Raw genomic sequence first — 19,757 nt, forward strand, 5'->3', positions numbered from 1 at the left:
TCTCATTCTGACCAATCTCGATAGCTCAGTTACGGGAAAAACGATAACCCACACCGAAGACAGTCTCGATGTAGATGGGGTTTCTTGGATCAGGCTCAATCTTGGCGCGCAGATTCTTGATGTGCGCGTCGATTGTGCGTTCATATCCCTCGTATGCCACACCCTGGGCCGCTTCGAGCAGCTGCAAGCGGCTGTACACCCGCCCTGGTTGGCTGGCCAGGGTGACCAACAGACTGAACTCAGTGGGGGTGAGCTCTATGCTGACCCCCGCCCGTGTAACCTGATGAGCTTGCCGGTCAATCTCAAGGTCAGCAATCCGCAAGGGTTGGCCAGCCTGGCTACCTGCATCGGTACGGCGTAGGAGTGCATTCACCCGCGCAACGACGATGCGCGGCGAAAATGGCTTGGGGATATAGTCATCTGCTCCTAGCTCCAGGCCGATAAGCTGGTCGGATTCATCTGCCCGGGCAGTCAGCATGATGATCGGCGTGCGGCGGGTTTCATTCTGGCGAATGCGCCGGGCAACATTGAGTCCATCCATCCCAGGGAGGTTGAGATCGAGGATCACCAGGTCCGGCCGCTTATCTTCCCAGGTGGTGAGCCCGGTGTCACCCCGCAGGGCGGTGAGCACTGAGAATCCAGCCTGCTCCAGATAAGAACGCAGGACACGCACAAGCTCAGGTTCATCTTCGATGATCAGCAAAGTAGCCATGAGGTGAGTATATCGCTTTCGAGATAAATATAAAAGATAACATATAGATGTGAATTAATTATGCGTTCTGTTGGATTTGCCCTGCTGAATCATGTTTTGATGGTCCTTACTGTTGCTCAAGCCAGCCTGAGGTTGATGCAAGTATTTTAATTTCAACATATAATTCTGCTATCTTCATGACGTCCACCGATTGGTGTGATACCGAAACCTGTCTACCCAATCATGAATTACCTGAAATATATAGAAGAAGCGAGGAAAGCATGACAAGCATCCAAGGACAACTGCTGAAGCTTTATTTTAAGGTACACCTGTTGATCACGCCTTTTCCGAAGACACTTGATATTAAAAAGGAACGGGCCGAGATGGATGCAATGGCAAAACTGTTCAAACCCCTGGCTGACATTGATTGCACTCACGCTGACATCCAGGGTATTCCAGCTGAATGGATTACACCATCTATAGTGGACAGAGGTCGGGGCATCCTATACCTTCATGGCGGGTACTTCATTTCCGGGTCAATCGAATCTCACCGCCACCTGGCAGGTAGTATTGCCTATGCCGCACAGGCGAAGGCATTGATCATTGAATATCGGCTGGCACCCGAACACCGTTTCCCTGCAGGTATTGAGGATGCGTTGACTGCCTATCAATGGATGTTGGCACAAGGTTATGAGCCTGGCCAGATATTCCTTGCAGGTGATTCAGCGGGTGGGGGGCTTGTCTTATCCTGCCTGTTGGCGCTAAAAGAAAGGAACCTCCCATTACCCGCGGGAGGTGTATGCTTATCTCCCGCGATTGACCTGACCTTCAGTGGCGAGAGCTGGAAAAAGAATCTCAAAAAAGAGCTGATCGTCAATCCATACACTGCCGATAAGCTACAATCCATATATCTCGGAGACGTCCATGCACGCAGCCCTCTGGCATCGCCACTTTTTGGCGATTTACCAGGCTTGCCACCCATCCTGATCCAGGTCGGTTCGGATGAGATGCTGCTTTCGGATGCACAACAATTTGCCGAACGAGCCAAACAGGCGGGTGTGGAGGTCAAGCTGGAGGTATGGCCCGGGATGCAGCATGTGTGGCAGTACGCAGCCAGCCGCTTGCCGGAAGGACGCCAAGCCATTGAAAGGATTGGGGAATTTATCCGGCAACATTAAGGGAACAGAGCAACTTTTCCAACCTCATCCCCAACTCTACAGAGGAAGTTGCTGGAGTACCCAGCTATTGCCATCGGGGTCTCGAAAAGTGGCTTCCTGTCCGTAAGGCTGTTGCTTGATGGGGGTAATCTCCCGCCCGCACCTCTTCAATTCGTCGCAAGTCTTGACAATATCATCCGGGATCAGGATGACTCCTTGCTGGCTGCCTGGAGGCATTTGCGGGAACCAAGTCACCAGCACGATGCAGGTTTCCACACCGGGAAATTCCAACCTGAGCCAACGCATACCAGGCGTGGCTTGCACATCTTCCATCCCACGGCAGCCAAGCACATTGGTGTAAAAGAATTTGGAGATTTCAGGGTCTTTTACCGGCACTGAAATCGTCGAGATTCTAGTGAACATAGACGCTACTCCCTAGACCAGTAGATACTTCGGCATTCTACCCAGATCATAGCTGGAATTATCGGCCAATTTTCAAGAGCTTCTTACCCATGAAACAGATTGAGTTCAGTCATCTATCCATTAAATAGGGGACATTTCTACTTTGCACTGACACATTCATTACCTGCAGCTTGACGATTCAGTGATTCACTGGTACACTAACGCCCTGTAGGAAAGCCAGAAAGTTCTCGTTGCACGTAGTAATGAAGACGGTCCAAGGCTCGCTCCTTGGGCTGTTTTTTTTTGACTGCTCCGATGGATTTGAAGGCGCACCACATATCTTTTTTCATACCTTACGGAGGTAAATCAATGTCTGAAAGAATCGTCGGCACAGTCAAATGGTTCAATGGGAGCAAGGGTTATGGATTTTTATCTCAGCCCGATGGCGCGGATGTTTTCGTGCACTACTCAGCGATCCAATCTGACGGCTATCGCACTCTCCAGGAAGGCCAGAAGGTGGAGTTCTCCATCGAGAAAGGCCCGAAGGGTTTGCAAGCTGCCAATGTAATCCCCATGTAATAATTCACAAAATTACAAGCCAAACCTGACCTGCCGCACAATCGGCAGGTCTTTTGTTTCCTGGGTTGACCTATGAATTAGGCGAGCTTTCTTGCAGTTATAATTCACCCAGCATGATACCATTCAGATATAAAAATATAACCCTGTTGTTATTCGCCAGCGGGTTGCTGCTCCTTTTGAGCAGCTGCAGCGTGATTGGGATTGGCTCTCCAGAGTCTACAGCCACGCCGGTACCTACATCCAGCATCCCCAATTTTCAGGTCATCGCACCACAAGCATGCAAGCTGGCAGAACAGGGAATGATCCGAGTGTATGAGCCTCAGGGTGACCTGATTGCCTGGTCACCCAAAAGCAATACCGTCGCATACATCGCTTCCACACAGAGCTCAAGCTGGGATGTGGGTGACCTGAATATCCTGTCTGCGCCTATGTTTCAAGATCCGGAACGCCTGGCAACTGGCGCGGCGGGTGAGCTCAACTGGTCTCCCGATTCGTCAGCCATTGCTTTCTTGGGCCTGCGGCGCAGCGACGATCTCTATACTATTGGGCTGGCTTACCCGGATGGACGTCCCTCCCAGGACCTGTTCCCTGATGAAGCTGCCCGTACGGATGATTATGCCAGCCAGAAAGCAGTCTTGGAATGGATGGATTCAAGCCGTTTAAGGGTCTTGACCTCCTGCGGTTTTAATTGTTTGCAGACGATCGATTTCTACGTGGAGAGTGGGGCCTCGAGCCCGGTAGGCGAGGCGATCCAGCGTGGCTGGGGGTTGTGGGCACCTCATACCAATCAACCTGACACATTACCTGCAGAATACGCTGATTTACCCGGTCAGCTTAACTGGTCTCCCGATGAAAAGCAGGCAGCTTACATCGATCAGGTTGGCAACGCCTGGGTGATCAATGCGGAGGATGGCAGCCTGTATCCACTGGATATCGGTCAGTACGGCACTGCCAGCGAGACGGATTGGTCATATGACAGCCAATACCTGGCAGTGCAGGTAGATCAAAACCTGCAAATCTTTTCGCTCAATTGTCCGTGAGATAGGAGCTGGTATGTCGGATTCACGTCTTGAACACGACCTGTTAGGTGAGCGCCGGATTGCGGATGAACATTATTATGGGATCCAGACCCTGCGTGCGGTGGAAAATTTTGCTATCAGTGGGATCGCCATCTCCCAATACCCCCGGCTGATACACTCCCTTGCATACATTAAGAAAGCAGCTGCCCTTGCAAATCATGAGCTGGGTTTGATGCCTGAGGATATCACCCAAGCTATCACGCAGGCTTGCGATGATATTTTGCAGGGCCAGCTACACGGCGAGTTTGTTGTGGATGCCATCCAGGGTGGGGCGGGCACTTCCACGAACATGAATGCCAATGAGGTCATCGCCAACCGGGCGCTCGAGCATCTTGGCCTACCAAAAGGGCAATATGAAGTGCTGCACCCACTCAATCACGTCAACCTTTCGCAATCCACCAATGATGTTTACCCTACCGCTCTGCGCCTGACTCTCAGCATGAAATTGGATGGCCTGCTGGTTGAGATGCAGGCTCTGCAGACTGCCCTGGCGGAGAAGGGGGTTGAGTTTTCCGACGTAATCAAGATGGGGCGTACCCAGCTCCAGGATGCCGTCCCCATGACCCTCGGGCAGGAGTTCGATGCCTGGGGTGTGACAGTTGGGGAGGATATTGCGCGTGTCAGGGAGGCGCAGTCCTTGATCCGGGAGATCAACCTGGGAGCCACAGCTATCGGCACCGGTATTAATGCGCCTCCCGGTTATGCTGAGCTGGTCACTCACAAGCTGAGAGAGCTGAGCGGAGTGCCTGTGGTCCAATCGCCTAACCTGGTGGAAGCCACCCAGGATGCTGGGGCTTATGTACAGCTATCGGGGGTGTTGAAGCGGGTGGCAGTCAAGTTATCCAAGATCAGCAATGACCTGCGTCTGCTTTCATCCGGTCCACGCGCTGGGCTGGGGGAGATCAACCTGCCTCCCATGGCACCCGGGTCAAGCATCATGCCGGGCAAGGTCAACCCGATCATCCCCGAGGTGGTGAACCAGGTGGCCTTCGAGGTGATCGGCAACGACCTGACGGTCACCATGGCGGCTGAAGCCGGCCAGCTTGAGCTGAATGCCATGGAGCCTGTGATTGCCTACAACCTGTTCACTTCATTGGACATGCTCGGGCGTGCCTGTCGCACACTCGTCAATCGTTGCATCCTGGGTATCACCGCCAACCGCGAGCATTGCCGGCAGCTGGTTGAGAACAGCATCGGGCTGGTGACTGCCCTGAACCCATTGATTGGCTATGACAAAGCCAGTGAAGTCGCCCGGGAAGCATTGCGCTCAGGAAAATCAGTGGTGGAAGTGGTGCTTGAAAAAGGTTACCTGAGCCGGGAGGAGCTTGAGCAGGTGCTATCTCCACATAGGATGATCCGCTAAGCCGATCCTGGTCTTTGGGTGTATATTTTGACGATGCAAAGTTAAGGGGTGATGTCGGGTGCTATATCTTTGCTAATACGACTAACCAGGTAAGTAAATAATATGCCGCAGGGTTGTTAGCACCTGCGGCACAGAGTCACTGATTCTTTCTTAAATTTCGATAAATGTTCGTTGGAATTAGATTACGGTACCTACATTAAATATCTCTGCCGGTAGCTCGATGTTGTTAATGGCAAATTTCTCGGCAAATTTCGGGCGTAGGCCGGTGGATTTCAACGCACCGATCACTCTTCCGTTTTGGATGCCGACCTGTTCCCACAGGAAAAGGTCTTGCATAATGATCGTGTCGCCTTCCATACCTTGTACTTCGGCCACATGCACTACTTTACGGGTGCCATCCCGCAGGCGCTCCATGTGGACGATCAGCTCAATGGCTGAAGATACCTGCTCACGGATTGCCCGCAAGGGTAGCTCAAGACCCGCCATCAATACCATCGTCTCGATACGCCGCAGGGTATCGCGCGGGCTGTTGGAGTGGATCGTGGTCATGGAGCCGTCATGGCCGGTGTTCATCGCCTGGAGCATGTCCAGCGCTTCACCGCCACGCGCCTCGCCTACGATGATCCGGTCGGGGCGCATACGCAGCGAGTTTATCACCAGCTGGCGGATGGTGACTTCGCCCTTTCCTTCCACGTTAGACGGGCGTTTCTCCAGCCTACCGACGTGCTCCTGTTTCATCTGCAACTCGGCGATATCCTCGATGGTAATGATTCGCTCGTTACTCGGTATGAAAGCAGATACAACATTGAGCAGCGTCGTTTTACCTGAGCCGGTACCACCCGAGATGACGAGATTTACACGGGCTTCCACGCAGGCCTTCAAGAAGTTGACCAGGGGCGTTGTTAGGGTACCGTTCGCCACCAGATCTTGTGCAGTGAAGGGGGTTTGAGCGAACTTGCGGATGGTCAGCATTGGCCCGATAAGGGAGAGGGGTGGAATGATCACGTTGACACGGTAACCATTGGGCAAGCGGGCATCCACCATGGGGCTCGATTCATCCACACGCCTTCCCAACGGTGCTACGATGCGGTCGACGATGCGCATCAGGTGGGCTTCATTCTCAAATGTAATGCGTGTTTTTTCTACTTTTCCGTATCGCTCGATATAGATATTATCATAGCCGTTGACCATGACTTCTGTGATACTCGGCTCATTGAGCAATGGCTCCAGAGGACCGAACCCCAGGATGTCTGCGATGACCCAATCCAATAGCCGGGAACGCACAGCCCGGGTATACAACAGGTTTTCCTCGGTTAACACCCGGTTGAACAGCGACTCGATCATCTGGTGCATCTGGGGGATGTGTGACAGGTCCACTTCGCCATCCGCTTCAGCGAGCAATCTCCGTTGAACGCGGTCGCGGATCATGTAGGCATCCGCCGTGATATGATCACTTGCACCTACAGTCTTGGCCTCAGCTAAGACATCATACTCAGTTGAGGTCGGCGTGTGCCCGTTTTTAGCTGGTCTATTGGTAAACATAGCACCTACTCCGTTCTATACCATTATGGAAGGATTGGGATCACCAGAGTCGTATTGGGGGTGAGTTTTGGCTGGTTATTAAGATCATTGGCCGATAAGATGGCTGCCACCGTGGTATTGTAACGATGGGCAAGCATCGACAGATAATCACCGTTTTTGACAGTAACTAGCGTCGATTGATCATAGGCTTGTACACGGTTGCGGATCAGGTTTCGATAGGCATAGAACGCACTCTGGTAATTACCGGCATTGGCCAGGTAATCGGCATACATCAAGCTGTCGTTCAACGGACCTTGCAGGTTTATAATGCGCTCCCTTAATCCGATGGTGTTCATCGCCTCCTGGTAGATTTGGACTGCCTGCTGGTAGTGATTGAGCAACCCCTGGGCTTCACCGATCATCACCTGGGCTTCAAAGGCCAGAGCGTCCGATTCTTCCAATTGTTGAGCCAGCACCGCTGCCCGCTGAAAATCTGACAATGCCAATGCATATTCGCCTGAAGCGATATATTCAGCCCCGCGGGCAATGTAAGCATCAAACAGCGTCTGCAGGGCAGTGCCGCTGGCATACCCTGCTTGCTGTTCGATCACAAATTCCAGGTTATCGATGACTGCGCCCCATTTACTGCTGTTGAAATCACTGATTGCCTGGATAAATGTCTGGGCAAGTTGGAATTGCAGCAGAACGTTTGGATCATCAGGTCGGACGCCAAGCGCCAGACTCAGGAAATGTTCCGCCTTTTGCTGGGCATCCAATCCATCCGGTGATTCGGCTAAGGCTGCTTGGGCCTGGCTCACATAATCATTTATGACACCATCCTCGATCACCAATCTGACTTGTGTCCGGGCTGCCAGTGCTTCACGGTCCAGCGGTTTTAGAGACAGGGCCTGCGTGAAGTAATGGTCGACTATCTTCAGGTTTTCAAGGGTGGGCACGGGTGCCAGTAAGAGCTCTTGGGCGGCTTTTATATAACTCTGGAACAGATTTTCCTCCACTTGTGTAGTTTGGAATGACGGATTCATAATGCGCAGGGATTCGTAATTGCTGATAGCATCCTCGTACCGGCCCTCTAAAAACGCCAGATCAGCTTGTTCCAGGACGGAGCTCATTTCTGTCTGCGTTTGCAGGTTTTTTATTTGCAGCGAAACATCCCTGTAATTCGGCATTTCTTCACTGATGCCTTGCAACAACTGCAATGCCTGAGCAGAATCGCCGACCTGAAGCAGGTTCATTGCCTGGGTATACTCCACTTCAATATCTTTCAATGACTGGGCTTGCTGGATGGCTTCAGCCAGACCTGGGTATTCTGCTTGCTTCGCTTTGATCGATTCAAAGCTCTTTAATGCTTCATCTGGCTTGCCAGCAGTCATCAAGCTTTGGGCTGCCCGAAATTCAAAAATTAACTCAGCCTGTTGTACTCCCTGGGCATAGCTGGTTTGTGCTCTGGCGACCTGTCCCTGGATCCATCCAGAATAGGTCATGATCGCTCCCACCAGCAAGATAACGATCACTGTGCCAAGAAAAAACCTTACCGTAAAGGTTTTTATTTTATTCCCACGATTATGCTTGTTCTCTTCTGCCTCATATTCGGAGATGCGGGCACGGATTTCCATTTCTTGCCGTAGGCCTCTCAACTCGGTTGCGGTAGGGAAGGTCTTTTCAACCTCAGCAAGCTTCAATAAGCCTTCCTCCCACCTGCCAACCCGAAAGTGACCCATCGCTTCCTGGAATGCAGGCGAATCCTTGAACGATCCATTATCATTCGGACTCATACTTCCTCCAACAATCTCTTTATCATCCACACAATCACCATTTACACTTATAAAGAATTAAATACTTCCATTAGCGTAGGAATAGCGGGACCTAAGATCACAGCTATCAGTGCAGGGAAGATCAGCAATGCCATGGGGATGAGCATTTTGATCGGCGCCTTCTGGGCTTGTTCCTGTGCTCTATAACGCCGTTCAATGCGCATTTGTTCTGCCTGGGCATGCAAGGTGTCGCTAATACTCATGCCCAACTGCTCTGTTTGCAAGATCAGGGCGACGAAGCTAGCAATTTCTCTGATCTCCAGCCTGTCGGAAAGGTTGCGTAGTGCATCTCGCCGGGTCAGGCCCATCTCCATCTCGCTGATCACCCGTCCAAACTCGCGACCAATAGGAGTATCCCAATATTCACTGACCCGCTGTAGAGATTGGTCAAATCCCAGTCCTGCCGTAGCACATACGCTGAGCATGTCCAGGGCATCGGGCAAGCCTTTCCTTACCTTATTCTGACGGTTGGCCACCCGGCTTTGCAGCCATGCCTTTGGAGCATAATAGAAGAAAATGATGATTAATATACTGACAAGCACATTCAGTGTAGTTGTGCCCCTGCGGTAGAACAGGAATGCCAGGTACACGCCCAACAGAGCTGAAGCTAGGCTCATCCCGTAATATTCTCGAGCGCCCAGGCCCATCGGATTACCAGCGATCATCAGTTTCTTTGAGATGTTTTCGATCGCACCTGCAGGTGTGATCCGGCCGAAGAAACGTCCAATGGCTTTAATAGCCGGGGTGACGATCCGGCCAAAGAAAGAGCCTGTGATGTTTCGGGATTGCATGCGCGGAATATTTTTCTTGCCCTCCAGCACCTGTAAAGGCGTTTCCACGTATTGAACCAGGCGTTTGTTGACGTTGCTTGTCGTCAGCCAACGAACGCCGAGGAAGATAATGGTTAATCCTGCAATACCTAACACCAGGCTTAGTGTGATTTGCATTAAATATTGCATAAACTATACCTCATACATCGATCTTTGCAAATCGTCTTACGGCGAAATTACCGATAATCACCATGAATGCCGCTCCAATTGGGATACACAAGAGGAATGGTTCTGGAGGTCTAAACAGGCGCATCATATAATCGGGGTTAATGAAGAACAGTGCACCTGCCATAGCGATCGGTAAAAAAGTGAGAATAATACTGCCAAATCTTTGTTGGGCGGTGAGCACGCGCACTTCACTGAACAAGCGTACCCGTTCCCGGATGGTATCCGTCACCGCCTCAAGCATGGTCACAATATTTCCACCGACCTGCGAGTTGATGTTGATGGCGGTCACCATAAGATACAAGTCATCATTTTCCATGCGGGCGACCAGGTTGGTCAATGCCTGGCTCAGTGATAATCCTAAGCCAATTTCATGCCTCACCCGGCGAAATTCTTCGGAAGCGGGTGCTTTCAGTTCCTTGCTAACAACCTCGATTGCCTGCGGCAGGCTGTAGCCTGCCCTGACTGCTCCGGTCATCAGCACCAGCACGTCCACCAGTTGCTGGCCGAATGCCAGCCGCCGTTGGGAGATGGCTCGTTTGAGCAGTAATTCGGGGATGAAATATGCAATCGCAGCCAATCCCAACCCAGAAATGACCATCTTCGATATCAAAACGCCCAGCCCGAATGCCACGATGACGCCAGCTACCCTGACCAGCACATATTCTGTCTCAGTGATCGGCCAGTTGGCACTCAACAATTGGAGGTTCAGCTTTTCAGAGGCCAACCCTGAAAGCATATTATTCATCCGCAGACGAAAACGAATAAATCCCACTCGTCGCCGCTGACCCGCCTGGGCAGGATTGGCTTCCTCGGGCAATGAGACGTAGGTAGCCAGCCTGGAGCCGATATCTTGGCCAGCATAAAAGATATCCCGCAAGCCATAGATCACCAGCCCATAGGCGATCAGTATAATGACCAGGATGAATAGAATCAGTCCGATAAATAAGGTAAAGGTTGGCATTCCGTAATTCCTACTTTAGCGGCTCCATGCTAGCCCAGGCGGCTGGAGGCCATCAACAGGTCACGCCCCGCCTTTTCACCCGCTACTGGAGCAGTTTCATGGCTGAGCTCCCTGATCTTGATCGCTGAGAGGTTACGCGCCAGCTGCTGGATCGATTTACTGGCTATGCTCCTGGGGTAATAGACCAAAAATGGGATGCCCCGGTTGATGCTGCGTAAAACGTTTGCTGGATCATTCGCCACCTGATGATAGATCTGATTATGGAGCACGGTTTCAATGTCTTTCAGCTTCACGCCGCCCTCAACACCTGCCTTGTTCAAGATCATCAGGATCTTCTCTGTCGGATACGAGAGTGAACGGCTGAGCTGTAAGAAACGGCTGGTGTCATGCAAGGAAGCCAGATCGGCTGTGGTCACCAGGCCAATGCGGTCGGTTGCATCCATCAAGGTCACCGATATGTCGTTTAATTGGCCACCAGCATCAACCACGATGTAATCATAATAGCGTGACACGCCAACAAATATATTGTATATATCCTCAGCCTTGATACCCTGGGCAATCTGGACATTTGAAGGAGCGAGAAGTACATTGATTCCCGAAGGGTGAGGGGCTACAACGTCGCGGATCAGTGCCTCATCCAGGCTGTTGGCATGGGGGATCAAGTCGGATAAGGCATTCTGCACCTTGAGGTTGAGCATCACTTCCAGGTGACCAAAAAATACTTTCCCTTCAAATAGCAGCACTTTTTTGCCGGTCTCCTCTGCCAGGGCAATGGCTGTGTTGGTTGCAATGGAGGTTACTCCTGTACCTCCTCGTGGGCTGAAGAATGTGATCGAATGCAATGGTCGGGTCGCTTCAGGTGCCTGGGTTGGAACGTAGGTCTGGGTTTGTTGCCGGCGCCCTTCTAGCTCAGACACCCGCCGTAAGGTACTGACCAGATTGATCTGTGAGAACGGGGCGATGAGGAAAGCGCGTGCCCCAGCTAGCATAACCTGCTGGGCAATTAAAGGATCATTACTCGGTAAGATTGCAACCACTGCCGCGGTCGGGAATTGCAAGGCCAGGTCATCGATGATATCCATGGTTGTTTCGTTCTCAAGCTGCGAATCTACCAGCAAGATATCAGGCTCAGCGGTTCGGATCTGCCTGGCCAGCATCTCCTTTGACAACAAAACATCCACCAGGGTGAATTCTCCCTGTGTAGAACTAATCGCTTCTGATATCTGTTGCTGTGTTGGGCCTTTGTCACATAGCGCAATTACACGAATTGATTTATTTGCTGGGCTCATTGTCGCTCACCTCTGTAGAAAACTGTGCTTAATGAAAATAACCATTGGATATTTTTAGCTGAATCATCGAGGAGCCTGCAGTTGGAAGCGCTGCAACAGATATTCCTCTGTAACCGGGCTGACCTCAAACAACTGGCTCGATGTTGGAGAGCGCAGGACGAGGGTAAAGTTCGCACCGCTGTCGATCATATGCTTTAGCACAAGTGCATCCTGAGCATTTAATGCCAGTAAGTAGGCGCGCACCCTGATATCCTGCGGGCTTGGAGTCGGTTGAGGTTGACCAGACGAGCCAGAATCAGCGATCACGTCAGCCACAATGGCAGAAATCTGCACTCGCTGGAACGAATCAAAGGTGAACGTACGTGGTTCAGGCTCCTGTTCAGTTCCAACAATGGTAATATTGGTGGGAGTGACAGCCACCGTCATGGTTGCGAAGAGATCAATATTATCTCCACGTTGCAAGATACCCAGACTGGTCATTAAGTCACCCGGTTGGAATGCCATTAAGACCTGGTCATCACCGATGATATAACCAATATCGTGTGCAATGTTGGTTGGGTCTGCCAGGTGGTGCTGGAGCACCATTTCACCCTGGATGAGGTGCACAGCGGCGATTTTGCCGAGGGCCGATTCGATGGAGAGTAGGGCATCGCGGGGCACCAATGTCACCGGGATGGTTGCGGTTTGCAAATCTTCCCGGGTCAATACCGTTCCAACCGCCAGATCGCGGGTGGTGATGACGACATCCGTGGTCGCTTCCACGACCGCGGTTGGCTGCGCGGGTGGGGCAAAGCTTTGCTTCAACACCCGGTTGATCGCCAGGATGCCAAGCCCGATCAACCCAATGCCCACGATTGCGATCAGGATTCCGATGAGAACGCGACGATTCAAGGTAGCCCTCCTGGGTTACAGGTTTTATTGCTAATTTGCAAATGCTATGCAAACTGATGCATTAAATATACCAGAAAGTGGGCATATTTAGATTAGTTGTTGCTTTCATTTGTGAAGGGTACCAATAATTAATCTCTTAACAATTAAAGAGTAAATAGCTATTCTTATTATTTAGATATCAAAAAAAGTTGGTCCAAACCTCTACCTGACCAGGACCACTGTGAAAGTGCCGGTATCATACCAATCACCCGGACCGCCAAAACCACCGAGGTTGTCGCGCACAAAATAGCCCTCGATCGTTTTATCGTTATCGTCGATAGAGGGATTTAATGGACCAGATCCGTCTGGATCAGTGGCTGCCACCTTATGCCCATAGCAGCTTTTATCCGATGGAGATAGGAAATATCCTGCTTCAGGGGTGGTTTTATTCTTACCGGTCTGAACACACGTTATGTGAAATGCCGAAAAAGAAATCACATGGAAATTGAGTGTGCTGCTGGTGATCAAGTCTTGTATGTCGATTGATCCAGCATTACAGTAACTGGTCGTTTCAGGGTTCAGAATTGTTGGCAAGCCGTTACAAACTTTGTTAAACACCGGTAGGATCACAACTTTTCCTACGAGGGCATCAGCTGTTGAGTGAAATATACTGGTAGCCACACCACTTTCTTCAGGCAACCAGGTATGGACTGCAATCTCTGGAGGGTCTACCGCTCCAGTGATCCAGTCTTTTAGCTCATTTGCCCCACCACCGCTGCCATCTAAATCTAGCCAGCTGCGCGAGCCCCCAGTTGCCAACTCATCCACGCAATCGTTGTCCAGATCGCAATCGATCTTCGTGAGATCTGCCGGAGCGCAGGTCGGGGGCGTGCCTGGGGGACTGCACTCCAGGTCATTCTGAGTATAACAGGTCGGGTCAGCTGGGTCACAGTTTTTATTCTTTTCTTTAACTTTAACTGAATCCATCAGCACATAAGTGCATTTTAAACCCGTCGGATCGGATGCCGTTCGGCACGGGCCGACATCCTCGGTGCATTTAATTTCTCCCACAACATTTTCACGGCACGACCAGGCAACGGGTAGCACGCCCACACCGGGAGGGCGGCAGGCCGCTTCGGCTACTGCGCGGGGTGCCACTTGAGGGTAACCAATCACACTTGCGAAAAAAGTGTCCTTTGTGACGGTTGCGGTCACCACCACCGTTGCTGCGGTAATATTGGCATTCACCTGGGCATAATTATCGGCCCCGTTATAACCTGCATAGTCCTTGGCTTTTTGGATTGCTGCAGTAACCACTCCAGCATCATTCCGATGTTGGCATAAGTACTGCGCCCCAGCCAACGCCCCTGAATCGGCTGCATTTTGAGCTTGCCGTTTGGCTGCGTAGGCATTCCCACCATCAAGCACCAGCGCCAGGATGGCAATAAAAGCCAGGAACCCGATGACTACCAGTACTAAGGTTTGTCCGCTTTCCGAAAAAAGCTTCTTGTTCATCATTCATCCTCACTAGTATTCACAATAACGAATGATTACGGTAATGCTTCCAACTTCATTGTGGCTTCACCTTTTATGGTTATCTTGCCACCTGAGATGAAATTGGATACGAGCGGTGTTGCCGGGAAAAAATCATAGTTTACATAGACAGTGACATGTGGCGGTGGAAAGCTGGAAGTATCTTCCGGAACAACCACATCAATAGATACATCGGAAACCTGTAAACCCAAGCCCACGGCATAATTGACCGCTTTTCCCTTCATACCAGCCTCGTCCGCTGGATGAACGATACCATACCGAGCTGCTTCTCTGGCTGCATTGTGTACAGAGCTTGAATAATAGACTGCCCGACCAAGGTCAAAAACCATCACAGCCATCAATAGAAAGGCTGGAATGATTAAGGCAAACTCCACGAGTGATTGACCCTTGTTACTCGATTTTTGCTGATTCTTCACGGTTTCATCATCTCCACTGACCTTCCAATCGTAAGCGGCTGGGAGAACAATATCCCCAAAATCAAGTCATGGGCATACGTAACGCTAACCCGGATGGGTTCCTCCACCAGACAAGCTTTTAGTCCGGCATCGGTTGTTACCGGGGTGTAGGCATTGCCACAGGCGATGGTGATCGAGGTGATTTTATCCGGATCAACAAGTGTCGATGTGCCCACCTCGGTGACTACAGTTGAGTAGATTTGATTCACTGTGGTTGTGTCGGGCGTGAAGGTATACACTCTGACACCTTCGCGTGCTGCATTAGAAATGGCGATATAGGCAAAAAAAGCCCTTCCAAGCTCGAAGATTCCCAGCACGATAAGCACCATCAACGGCAAGATCAGGGCAAACTCAACCATACTTTGCCCCAAAGATTTCTGATTCATTAATTTGTCTTTACCAGTCATCATTTATTAATATACACAACTCGCGATAATCGGCATTCTCAAAAAACGCTCCCCCAATCGACGCGGAATATCATCTATCCAGACACCAGTATTAACCTTTACCAGTAATATTTCCCGTCAGATCGGGTGAGCAGCCACGTCCCTTGTACGCAAAAATTATATCATTGCGGTCTAACAATTATACTAACAAATCTGATAAGGAAATAAGAACTAGATTAAACAAATCCCTTTGATTATTGTTGTAAAATATAGTAGGTTATTTCCTTGTCATCATATAAAACGGATTTTTATGTTTTCGGTTACAGTGCAACCTCGGAAAGGAAGGGATTATGTATTCGTTAGATAGTCACAGGGAGTTGCTGGATGCAGTCTGGCGCCTGGCTTATATTGCCGAATATCGAGAAGGTAACAACCTTTCCCATCTGGAGCGTATCAAGGGTTATGTACAGGTTCTCGGGCGCGGGATTGGCCTGACCCAAAGTGAATACCAGCTGATCGCCACTGCTTGCCAGTTACATGATATTGGCAAAGTCGGCTTACCAGAGTCCTTATTGCTCCAGCAGGGGCAGTATTCCGAAACCGAGCTGCAGAAGATCAAGCGCCATACGATTATCGGCGCGGAGCTGCTGAGTAACTCCACCTCTCCCTTGCTGCAAGCAGCGGAAACCATCGCCCTGAATCATCATGAGCGCTGGGATGGATCGGGGTATCCACAAGGGATCAGTGGGGAGGAAATCCCGCTTAGTGCACGCATGTGTGCCCTTGCAGATGTCTTCGACGCTCTCACAACTCCCCGCCCATATAAAAAGGAAATATCGCCGGAAGATGCCTCTCGCTTGATTAGCGGCGCGGGTGGATCGTTATTTGATCCCCAGCTGGTGGAAGTATTTGGGGCCGAGCTTCCTGCGTTTCTTAAGGTGAAGAAAACTGTCGAGAAACGCTGAAAAGGTAGTTCAGTAAATCTATTTATGGATTGGGGGTAGGAGTTTCAGTCCCGGTCGCCCGGCTCGTCACCAGGTACCAGTTGGTGACGTGGTTGAATCGGTCAGCCGGTTCAAGGATCGGCCCTATGCTGATCCCGTTGACATCATTGCTTACTGCGTAAGTATAAACAGGATAGTACAGGGGAAGGGCAGGCAGCTCCTGGCTCCAGCGCACCTGGAAATTATTATATAAACGCTCCCGCACTTCGAGGTCGGTTGTGATGCGGGCCTGTTCCAGGTATTCACTTGCCTGGCGATCATCCCAATTTGAGTAATTTTGCCCGCTGGAGATCTGCGTCTGGTGCCAGAAGGGATAGGGATCAGGATCTGGTGTTTGTGACAGGTTCAGATCTACCAGGGCTGCCTGGTAGTTCCTTGTATCGAGGTGCTCTGCAACCAGCTGATCATAAGGCATGGCAGTCAGCTTAACCTGTACTCCCAAGGAAGCCCAATCACGCCGGATGGCATCTGCCAGTGCCTGGTGTGCCCGGTCATCCGGGAAAAGCAGCTCAAAGGATAACGCTGTTCCATCTTCATTGGTGCGTGTCTCCCCGCCTTCCGCGGGGATGGTGTAACCGGCTTCACGGAGCAGCGAGATCGCTTCACTTGGGTTGTAAGCATAGTGTGTGATGCCGTCATAATAAGCCCAAGTGCCTGGGAAAATTGGACCATCAGCCAGGATAGCCTGACCACTCTGCAGGTTATCGATCATCCCTTGACGATTCAAACCCTGCATCAGTGCCATGCGGACGTTAACGTCCTGGAAGAATTTCGCTTGCGCATCATCCAGGTTCAGCAGGACCATCGACATGACCGGCAGGCGCGTGGTATATAAGCTCAGTCCGCTTTCAGCGAGGACTTCGGGGAGGATATCAGCAGTTACTTTTCCAATTCCAGCTATCTCGCCTGCCTGGTAGGCTGCGTACGCGGCCGGTGTGTCGGGAAAATAGCGCAATGCGATCTGGTCGATAAAAGCCGGTTGAGGTACGTAGTCTGTATATGCAGAAAGCACAACACCGGTAACTTGCCCGTCGCCGGTGATCAGGTGGTCGAAACGGTATGGGCCGGTGCCAACCGGTTGCAAGTTGAAGGGATTGTCGATCAGGTCAGCCATGCTCAAGTCACCAAGCAGGTGTGAAGGAAGCAAGCCGAAGGTCAGGTAATCCAGGAATGGTGCATATGGCTCTGGCAGCTTAAATTGCACGGTCTTGTCATCCAGGCGAATGACTTCAATCTGCTTCCAGAATTCACGCAGGTCAGCCGGTAGGGGCGAGTCGTCTGAGCTCATCGTTTGGATCGTATAAATTACATCGTCACTCGTGACGGGCTCGCCATCGTGCCAGGTGGCGCTTGGGTTTAATGAAAAGTTGTAGATTGTACCATCTCTGGAAATACCCCATGAAGTAGCCAGATCAGCCTGCGGGAGGCCGCGCTCGTCGATCCTCAACATCCCACTAAAAATCAGGTGGTCTACATCCCGGTCAGCTTCATTGTAATAATCCAGCACCGGGTTGAGGCGCATGAAGGTGCCAACAATTCCTTCTGTGTATATACCCCCGACTGCTGGTTGGACCACCGGTACGTTTACAGGCTGTAAGTTGCTTGGCCTTTGCTTGATCAGCAGGATTGATATAGCTGCCAGTGCAATAATCGCGATCAATAATGGCCAGCGAAGTTTTTTCATGGGATCAATCTTATCATGGGTCAAATAATGATTAAAAATAAAAAGCGCTTCAGTTCAGCTGCCGAGTATTCACATTCAATTCGGCAGCACACCTCTGCGCTTGGGTTGGCTTCAATTATGATACTTTAACTGAAATGATTGCCAGGGTAAAGAATAACACACTCAAAACGATGGTTACATAAAAAAGCGTCTTCTCAACGCCTCTTCGAGCAGTGAAGATACCGCCCGTGTCTGCACCGGTCAAGCCGCCCAAACCTGCACCCTTGCTTTGCATAATAACGCTCACAATCAGCGCTACCGATATAATAATCAATGAAATGTCTACAACGTTGACCACAACCTGCCTCCGAACAATCGTTAATGTCTCAGCTTCAGTAGTTAAGCTTGCGGATTATACCTTCGGTTGGTTGAATCGTCAAATCAAATGGTAAGTTTCATCTGTGTGTATTATTCTTCCAACTCGTTCGAGCATTATTCCTGGCAGAAATTCCATATATAATAAGTTACGATCCTGCGATATTGAGTCGATATGCCAGAAATCATTCTGAACCTGCATATGCATACCCGTTACTCCGATGGGAGTGGTACGCATGCTGGTATTGCATCTGATGCAATGAAGGCAGGCATTGATGCGCTGATCGTCACTGACCACAATGTTTGGGTAAATGGCCTGCAGGGATATATCAAGGAGGCCGATCGCCAGGTCCTAGTAATGGTCGGGGAGGAGATCCATGACCAGGCCCGCGATCCTCAGAAAAACCACTTGTTAGCTTTCGGTGTGAATCGAGAGCTGGCAACCTATGCTTACGACCCCCAGCTGCTCATTGATACTATCGCTAAAGCGGGTGGTCTGGCATTTATCGCCCATCCAGTGGACCCTGCGGCTCCATCGGTACATCAAGGCGATATCTCATGGGTGGATTGGAATGTGCATGGATACACCGGGATTGAACTGTGGAATGGCTTTTCGGAATTCAAGCCCCGCATCAAGTCGTTTTTGCATGCCCTGTATTATGCTTACAACCCACAGCGCATCAACTGCGGCCCGCTGCCTGAAGTGCTGCTACGCTGGGATGAATTGCTGGCTACGGGCAAACGCGTGGTCGCCATTGGGGGTGGCGATGCCCATGCCAATCGCCTCAGCCTCGGGCCATTGCACCGGACTATCTTTCCGTATGAATTCCATTTCAGGGCGATCAATAACCATGTCTTCGTACCACGCCCGCTTGGTACAGATAGTTCATCAGATATCAGCATGGTCTTGGATGCGCTTCGCCAGGGACACTGCTTTATCGGTTACGACCGGCCTGCACCCACACGCGGATTCCACTTCACTGCCCGTGGAATGGAACGGACTGCCGAGATGGGCGATGAGCTGAGCGGTAAAGGTGGTGTGACCTTCCAGATCCGCCTGCCCAGGATTGCGGAATGCATATTATTGAAGAATGGCGTTCCTGTACGCACCTGGCATAAGCATGAATTGTGCACGTATATAACATCAGATCCAGGAGTGTACCGGGTGGAGGTGTATATCGAATATTTGGGGAGGAAAAGAGGTTGGATCTATAGTAATCCGATATATGTGAGGTAAGATAAATAAACCGATAGCACAAGAAACTGAAGTACTCGTTAAGCAACTCACTCTTCTTGACCCCATTGTCATACCTCTGCTTTTTGGTTTTTTCGTCTAAATGGAATTGGAATATATTTTTTCGCTAAATAGGGGAAGTATAGGAAATCTCAGATCGGGCATAAGATTACACCGAAACTGGCTTGGCGGGAATGGCTCATATTTGCCGTATTAACTCAATATTGATCCCAGCGCAGTTCCTCATCCATTTACGATCGTCTTGATAACGATGCCCTTCACTTCACAATTCGATTAACAACTCTGTGAGGTCATTCTTAATGATTACGCAACCTTTTTTCTGT

The 19,757-nt window shown here is 50.6% G+C and carries 19 protein-coding genes; 6 read left to right on the forward strand and 13 right to left on the reverse strand.

Annotated features, from left to right (window positions below; genetic code table 11):
* Positions 1-25: 25 nt before the first annotated feature.
* Positions 26-712, reverse strand: a complete 687-nt coding sequence (locus C3F13_04445; GenBank protein PWB55536.1) for a DNA-binding response regulator — start codon at positions 710-712, stop codon at positions 26-28.
* A gap of 176 nt (positions 713-888) precedes the next feature.
* Here C3F13_04445 and C3F13_04450 point away from each other — a divergent pair, with 176 nt between their 5' ends.
* Positions 889-1,869 (forward strand): alpha/beta hydrolase, encoded by a 981-nt coding sequence (locus tag C3F13_04450; GenBank protein PWB55537.1) that lies wholly within the window; start codon positions 889-891, stop codon positions 1,867-1,869.
* Between the two features lie 36 nt (positions 1,870-1,905).
* Here the strand turns inward: C3F13_04450 and C3F13_04455 are convergent, their stop codons facing one another.
* Positions 1,906-2,271, reverse strand: coding sequence for a hypothetical protein (locus tag C3F13_04455; protein ID PWB55538.1), 366 nt, complete (start codon positions 2,269-2,271; stop codon positions 1,906-1,908).
* Positions 2,272-2,619: 348 nt separating this feature from the next.
* Here C3F13_04455 and C3F13_04460 point away from each other — a divergent pair, with 348 nt between their 5' ends.
* Genes C3F13_04460 through aspA form a run of 3 tightly spaced genes read left to right on the forward strand, consistent with a single transcriptional unit; the run spans position 2,620 to position 5,271 of the window.
* Positions 2,620-2,829: a cold-shock protein gene (locus C3F13_04460; protein ID PWB55539.1), complete on the forward strand. Its 210-nt coding sequence runs from the start codon at positions 2,620-2,622 to the stop codon at positions 2,827-2,829.
* A 53-nt stretch (positions 2,830-2,882) separates the two neighbouring features.
* Entirely contained in the window at positions 2,883-3,869 is a 987-nt protein-coding gene (locus tag C3F13_04465) for a hypothetical protein (GenBank protein ID PWB55540.1), read from the forward strand.
* Between the two features lie 13 nt (positions 3,870-3,882).
* Entirely contained in the window at positions 3,883-5,271 is a 1,389-nt protein-coding gene (aspA, locus tag C3F13_04470) for an aspartate ammonia-lyase (protein ID PWB55541.1), read from the forward strand.
* A gap of 177 nt (positions 5,272-5,448) precedes the next feature.
* On the opposite strand, the gene C3F13_04475 is transcribed toward aspA, so the two are convergent.
* The 9 genes from C3F13_04475 to C3F13_04515 all read right to left on the reverse strand — a co-directional run bounded on the left by C3F13_04475 (position 5,449) and on the right by C3F13_04515 (position 15,161).
* Positions 5,449-6,813, reverse strand: coding sequence for a type II secretion system protein E (locus C3F13_04475; GenBank protein PWB55542.1), 1,365 nt, complete (start codon positions 6,811-6,813; stop codon positions 5,449-5,451).
* Between the two features lie 23 nt (positions 6,814-6,836).
* On the reverse strand, positions 6,837-8,585 hold the full coding sequence (locus C3F13_04480; protein PWB55543.1) for a hypothetical protein: 1,749 nt from the start codon (positions 8,583-8,585) through the stop codon (positions 6,837-6,839).
* A gap of 47 nt (positions 8,586-8,632) precedes the next feature.
* Entirely contained in the window at positions 8,633-9,583 is a 951-nt protein-coding gene (locus C3F13_04485) for a hypothetical protein (GenBank protein ID PWB55544.1), read from the reverse strand.
* Positions 9,584-9,593: 10 nt separating this feature from the next.
* Positions 9,594-10,583 (reverse strand): hypothetical protein, encoded by a 990-nt coding sequence (locus C3F13_04490; protein PWB55545.1) that lies wholly within the window; start codon positions 10,581-10,583, stop codon positions 9,594-9,596.
* A 29-nt stretch (positions 10,584-10,612) separates the two neighbouring features.
* Positions 10,613-11,872, reverse strand: a complete 1,260-nt coding sequence (locus C3F13_04495; protein PWB55546.1) for a hypothetical protein — start codon at positions 11,870-11,872, stop codon at positions 10,613-10,615.
* 63 nt (positions 11,873-11,935) lie between these two features.
* Positions 11,936-12,763 carry a hypothetical protein gene (locus C3F13_04500; GenBank protein PWB55547.1) on the reverse strand — a complete coding sequence of 276 codons (828 nt, stop codon included), beginning with the start codon at positions 12,761-12,763 and terminating at the stop codon, positions 11,936-11,938.
* 201 nt (positions 12,764-12,964) lie between these two features.
* Positions 12,965-14,260, reverse strand: coding sequence for a hypothetical protein (locus C3F13_04505; GenBank protein ID PWB55548.1), 1,296 nt, complete (start codon positions 14,258-14,260; stop codon positions 12,965-12,967).
* A 32-nt stretch (positions 14,261-14,292) separates the two neighbouring features.
* On the reverse strand, positions 14,293-14,763 hold the full coding sequence (locus C3F13_04510; protein PWB55549.1) for a hypothetical protein: 471 nt from the start codon (positions 14,761-14,763) through the stop codon (positions 14,293-14,295).
* Entirely contained in the window at positions 14,709-15,161 is a 453-nt protein-coding gene (locus tag C3F13_04515) for a hypothetical protein (GenBank protein PWB55550.1), read from the reverse strand. The genes C3F13_04510 and C3F13_04515 overlap by 55 nt, the downstream gene beginning before the upstream one ends.
* 326 nt (positions 15,162-15,487) lie before the next feature.
* Here C3F13_04515 and C3F13_04520 point away from each other — a divergent pair, with 326 nt between their 5' ends.
* Positions 15,488-16,102, forward strand: coding sequence for a hypothetical protein (locus C3F13_04520; GenBank protein PWB55551.1), 615 nt, complete (start codon positions 15,488-15,490; stop codon positions 16,100-16,102).
* Positions 16,103-16,124: 22 nt separating this feature from the next.
* On the opposite strand, the gene C3F13_04525 is transcribed toward C3F13_04520, so the two are convergent.
* Positions 16,125-17,825: a hypothetical protein gene (locus tag C3F13_04525; protein PWB55552.1), complete on the reverse strand. Its 1,701-nt coding sequence runs from the start codon at positions 17,823-17,825 to the stop codon at positions 16,125-16,127.
* 115 nt (positions 17,826-17,940) lie between these two features.
* Positions 17,941-18,162 (reverse strand): preprotein translocase subunit SecG, encoded by a 222-nt coding sequence (gene secG, locus C3F13_04530; GenBank protein PWB55553.1) that lies wholly within the window; start codon positions 18,160-18,162, stop codon positions 17,941-17,943.
* A gap of 192 nt (positions 18,163-18,354) precedes the next feature.
* On the opposite strand from secG, the gene C3F13_04535 reads away from it, so the two are divergent.
* Positions 18,355-19,416 carry a hypothetical protein gene (locus tag C3F13_04535; protein ID PWB55554.1) on the forward strand — a complete coding sequence of 354 codons (1,062 nt, stop codon included), beginning with the start codon at positions 18,355-18,357 and terminating at the stop codon, positions 19,414-19,416.
* The last annotated feature ends 341 nt before the right edge of the window (positions 19,417-19,757 follow it).

The organism is Anaerolineales bacterium (genome assembly GCA_003105035.1).
Classification (GTDB): domain Bacteria; phylum Chloroflexota; class Anaerolineae; order Anaerolineales; family UBA4823; genus FEB-25.

Bases quoted from the DNA above. Each gene is read 5' to 3' on its own strand.
- C3F13_04450 (PWB55537.1), top strand. From the start codon at position 889: ATGACGTCCACCGATTGGTGTGATACCGAAACCTGTCTACCCAATCAT.
- C3F13_04495 (PWB55546.1), bottom strand. From the start codon at position 11,872: ATGAGCCCAGCAAATAAATCAATTCGTGTAATTGCGCTATGTGACAAA.
- C3F13_04515 (PWB55550.1), bottom strand. From the start codon at position 15,161: ATGATGACTGGTAAAGACAAATTAATGAATCAGAAATCTTTGGGGCAA.
- aspA (PWB55541.1), top strand. From the start codon at position 3,883: ATGTCGGATTCACGTCTTGAACACGACCTGTTAGGTGAGCGCCGGATT.
- C3F13_04455 (PWB55538.1), bottom strand. From the start codon at position 2,271: ATGTTCACTAGAATCTCGACGATTTCAGTGCCGGTAAAAGACCCTGAA.
- C3F13_04480 (PWB55543.1), bottom strand. From the start codon at position 8,585: ATGAGTCCGAATGATAATGGATCGTTCAAGGATTCGCCTGCATTCCAG.
- C3F13_04490 (PWB55545.1), bottom strand. From the start codon at position 10,583: ATGCCAACCTTTACCTTATTTATCGGACTGATTCTATTCATCCTGGTC.
- C3F13_04460 (PWB55539.1), top strand. From the start codon at position 2,620: ATGTCTGAAAGAATCGTCGGCACAGTCAAATGGTTCAATGGGAGCAAG.
- C3F13_04525 (PWB55552.1), bottom strand. From the start codon at position 17,825: ATGAAAAAACTTCGCTGGCCATTATTGATCGCGATTATTGCACTGGCA.
- C3F13_04520 (PWB55551.1), top strand. From the start codon at position 15,488: ATGTATTCGTTAGATAGTCACAGGGAGTTGCTGGATGCAGTCTGGCGC.
- C3F13_04475 (PWB55542.1), bottom strand. From the start codon at position 6,813: ATGTTTACCAATAGACCAGCTAAAAACGGGCACACGCCGACCTCAACT.
- C3F13_04505 (PWB55548.1), bottom strand. From the start codon at position 14,260: ATGATGAACAAGAAGCTTTTTTCGGAAAGCGGACAAACCTTAGTACTG.
- C3F13_04445 (PWB55536.1), bottom strand. From the start codon at position 712: ATGGCTACTTTGCTGATCATCGAAGATGAACCTGAGCTTGTGCGTGTC.
- C3F13_04535 (PWB55554.1), top strand. From the start codon at position 18,355: ATGCCAGAAATCATTCTGAACCTGCATATGCATACCCGTTACTCCGAT.
- C3F13_04485 (PWB55544.1), bottom strand. From the start codon at position 9,583: ATGCAATATTTAATGCAAATCACACTAAGCCTGGTGTTAGGTATTGCA.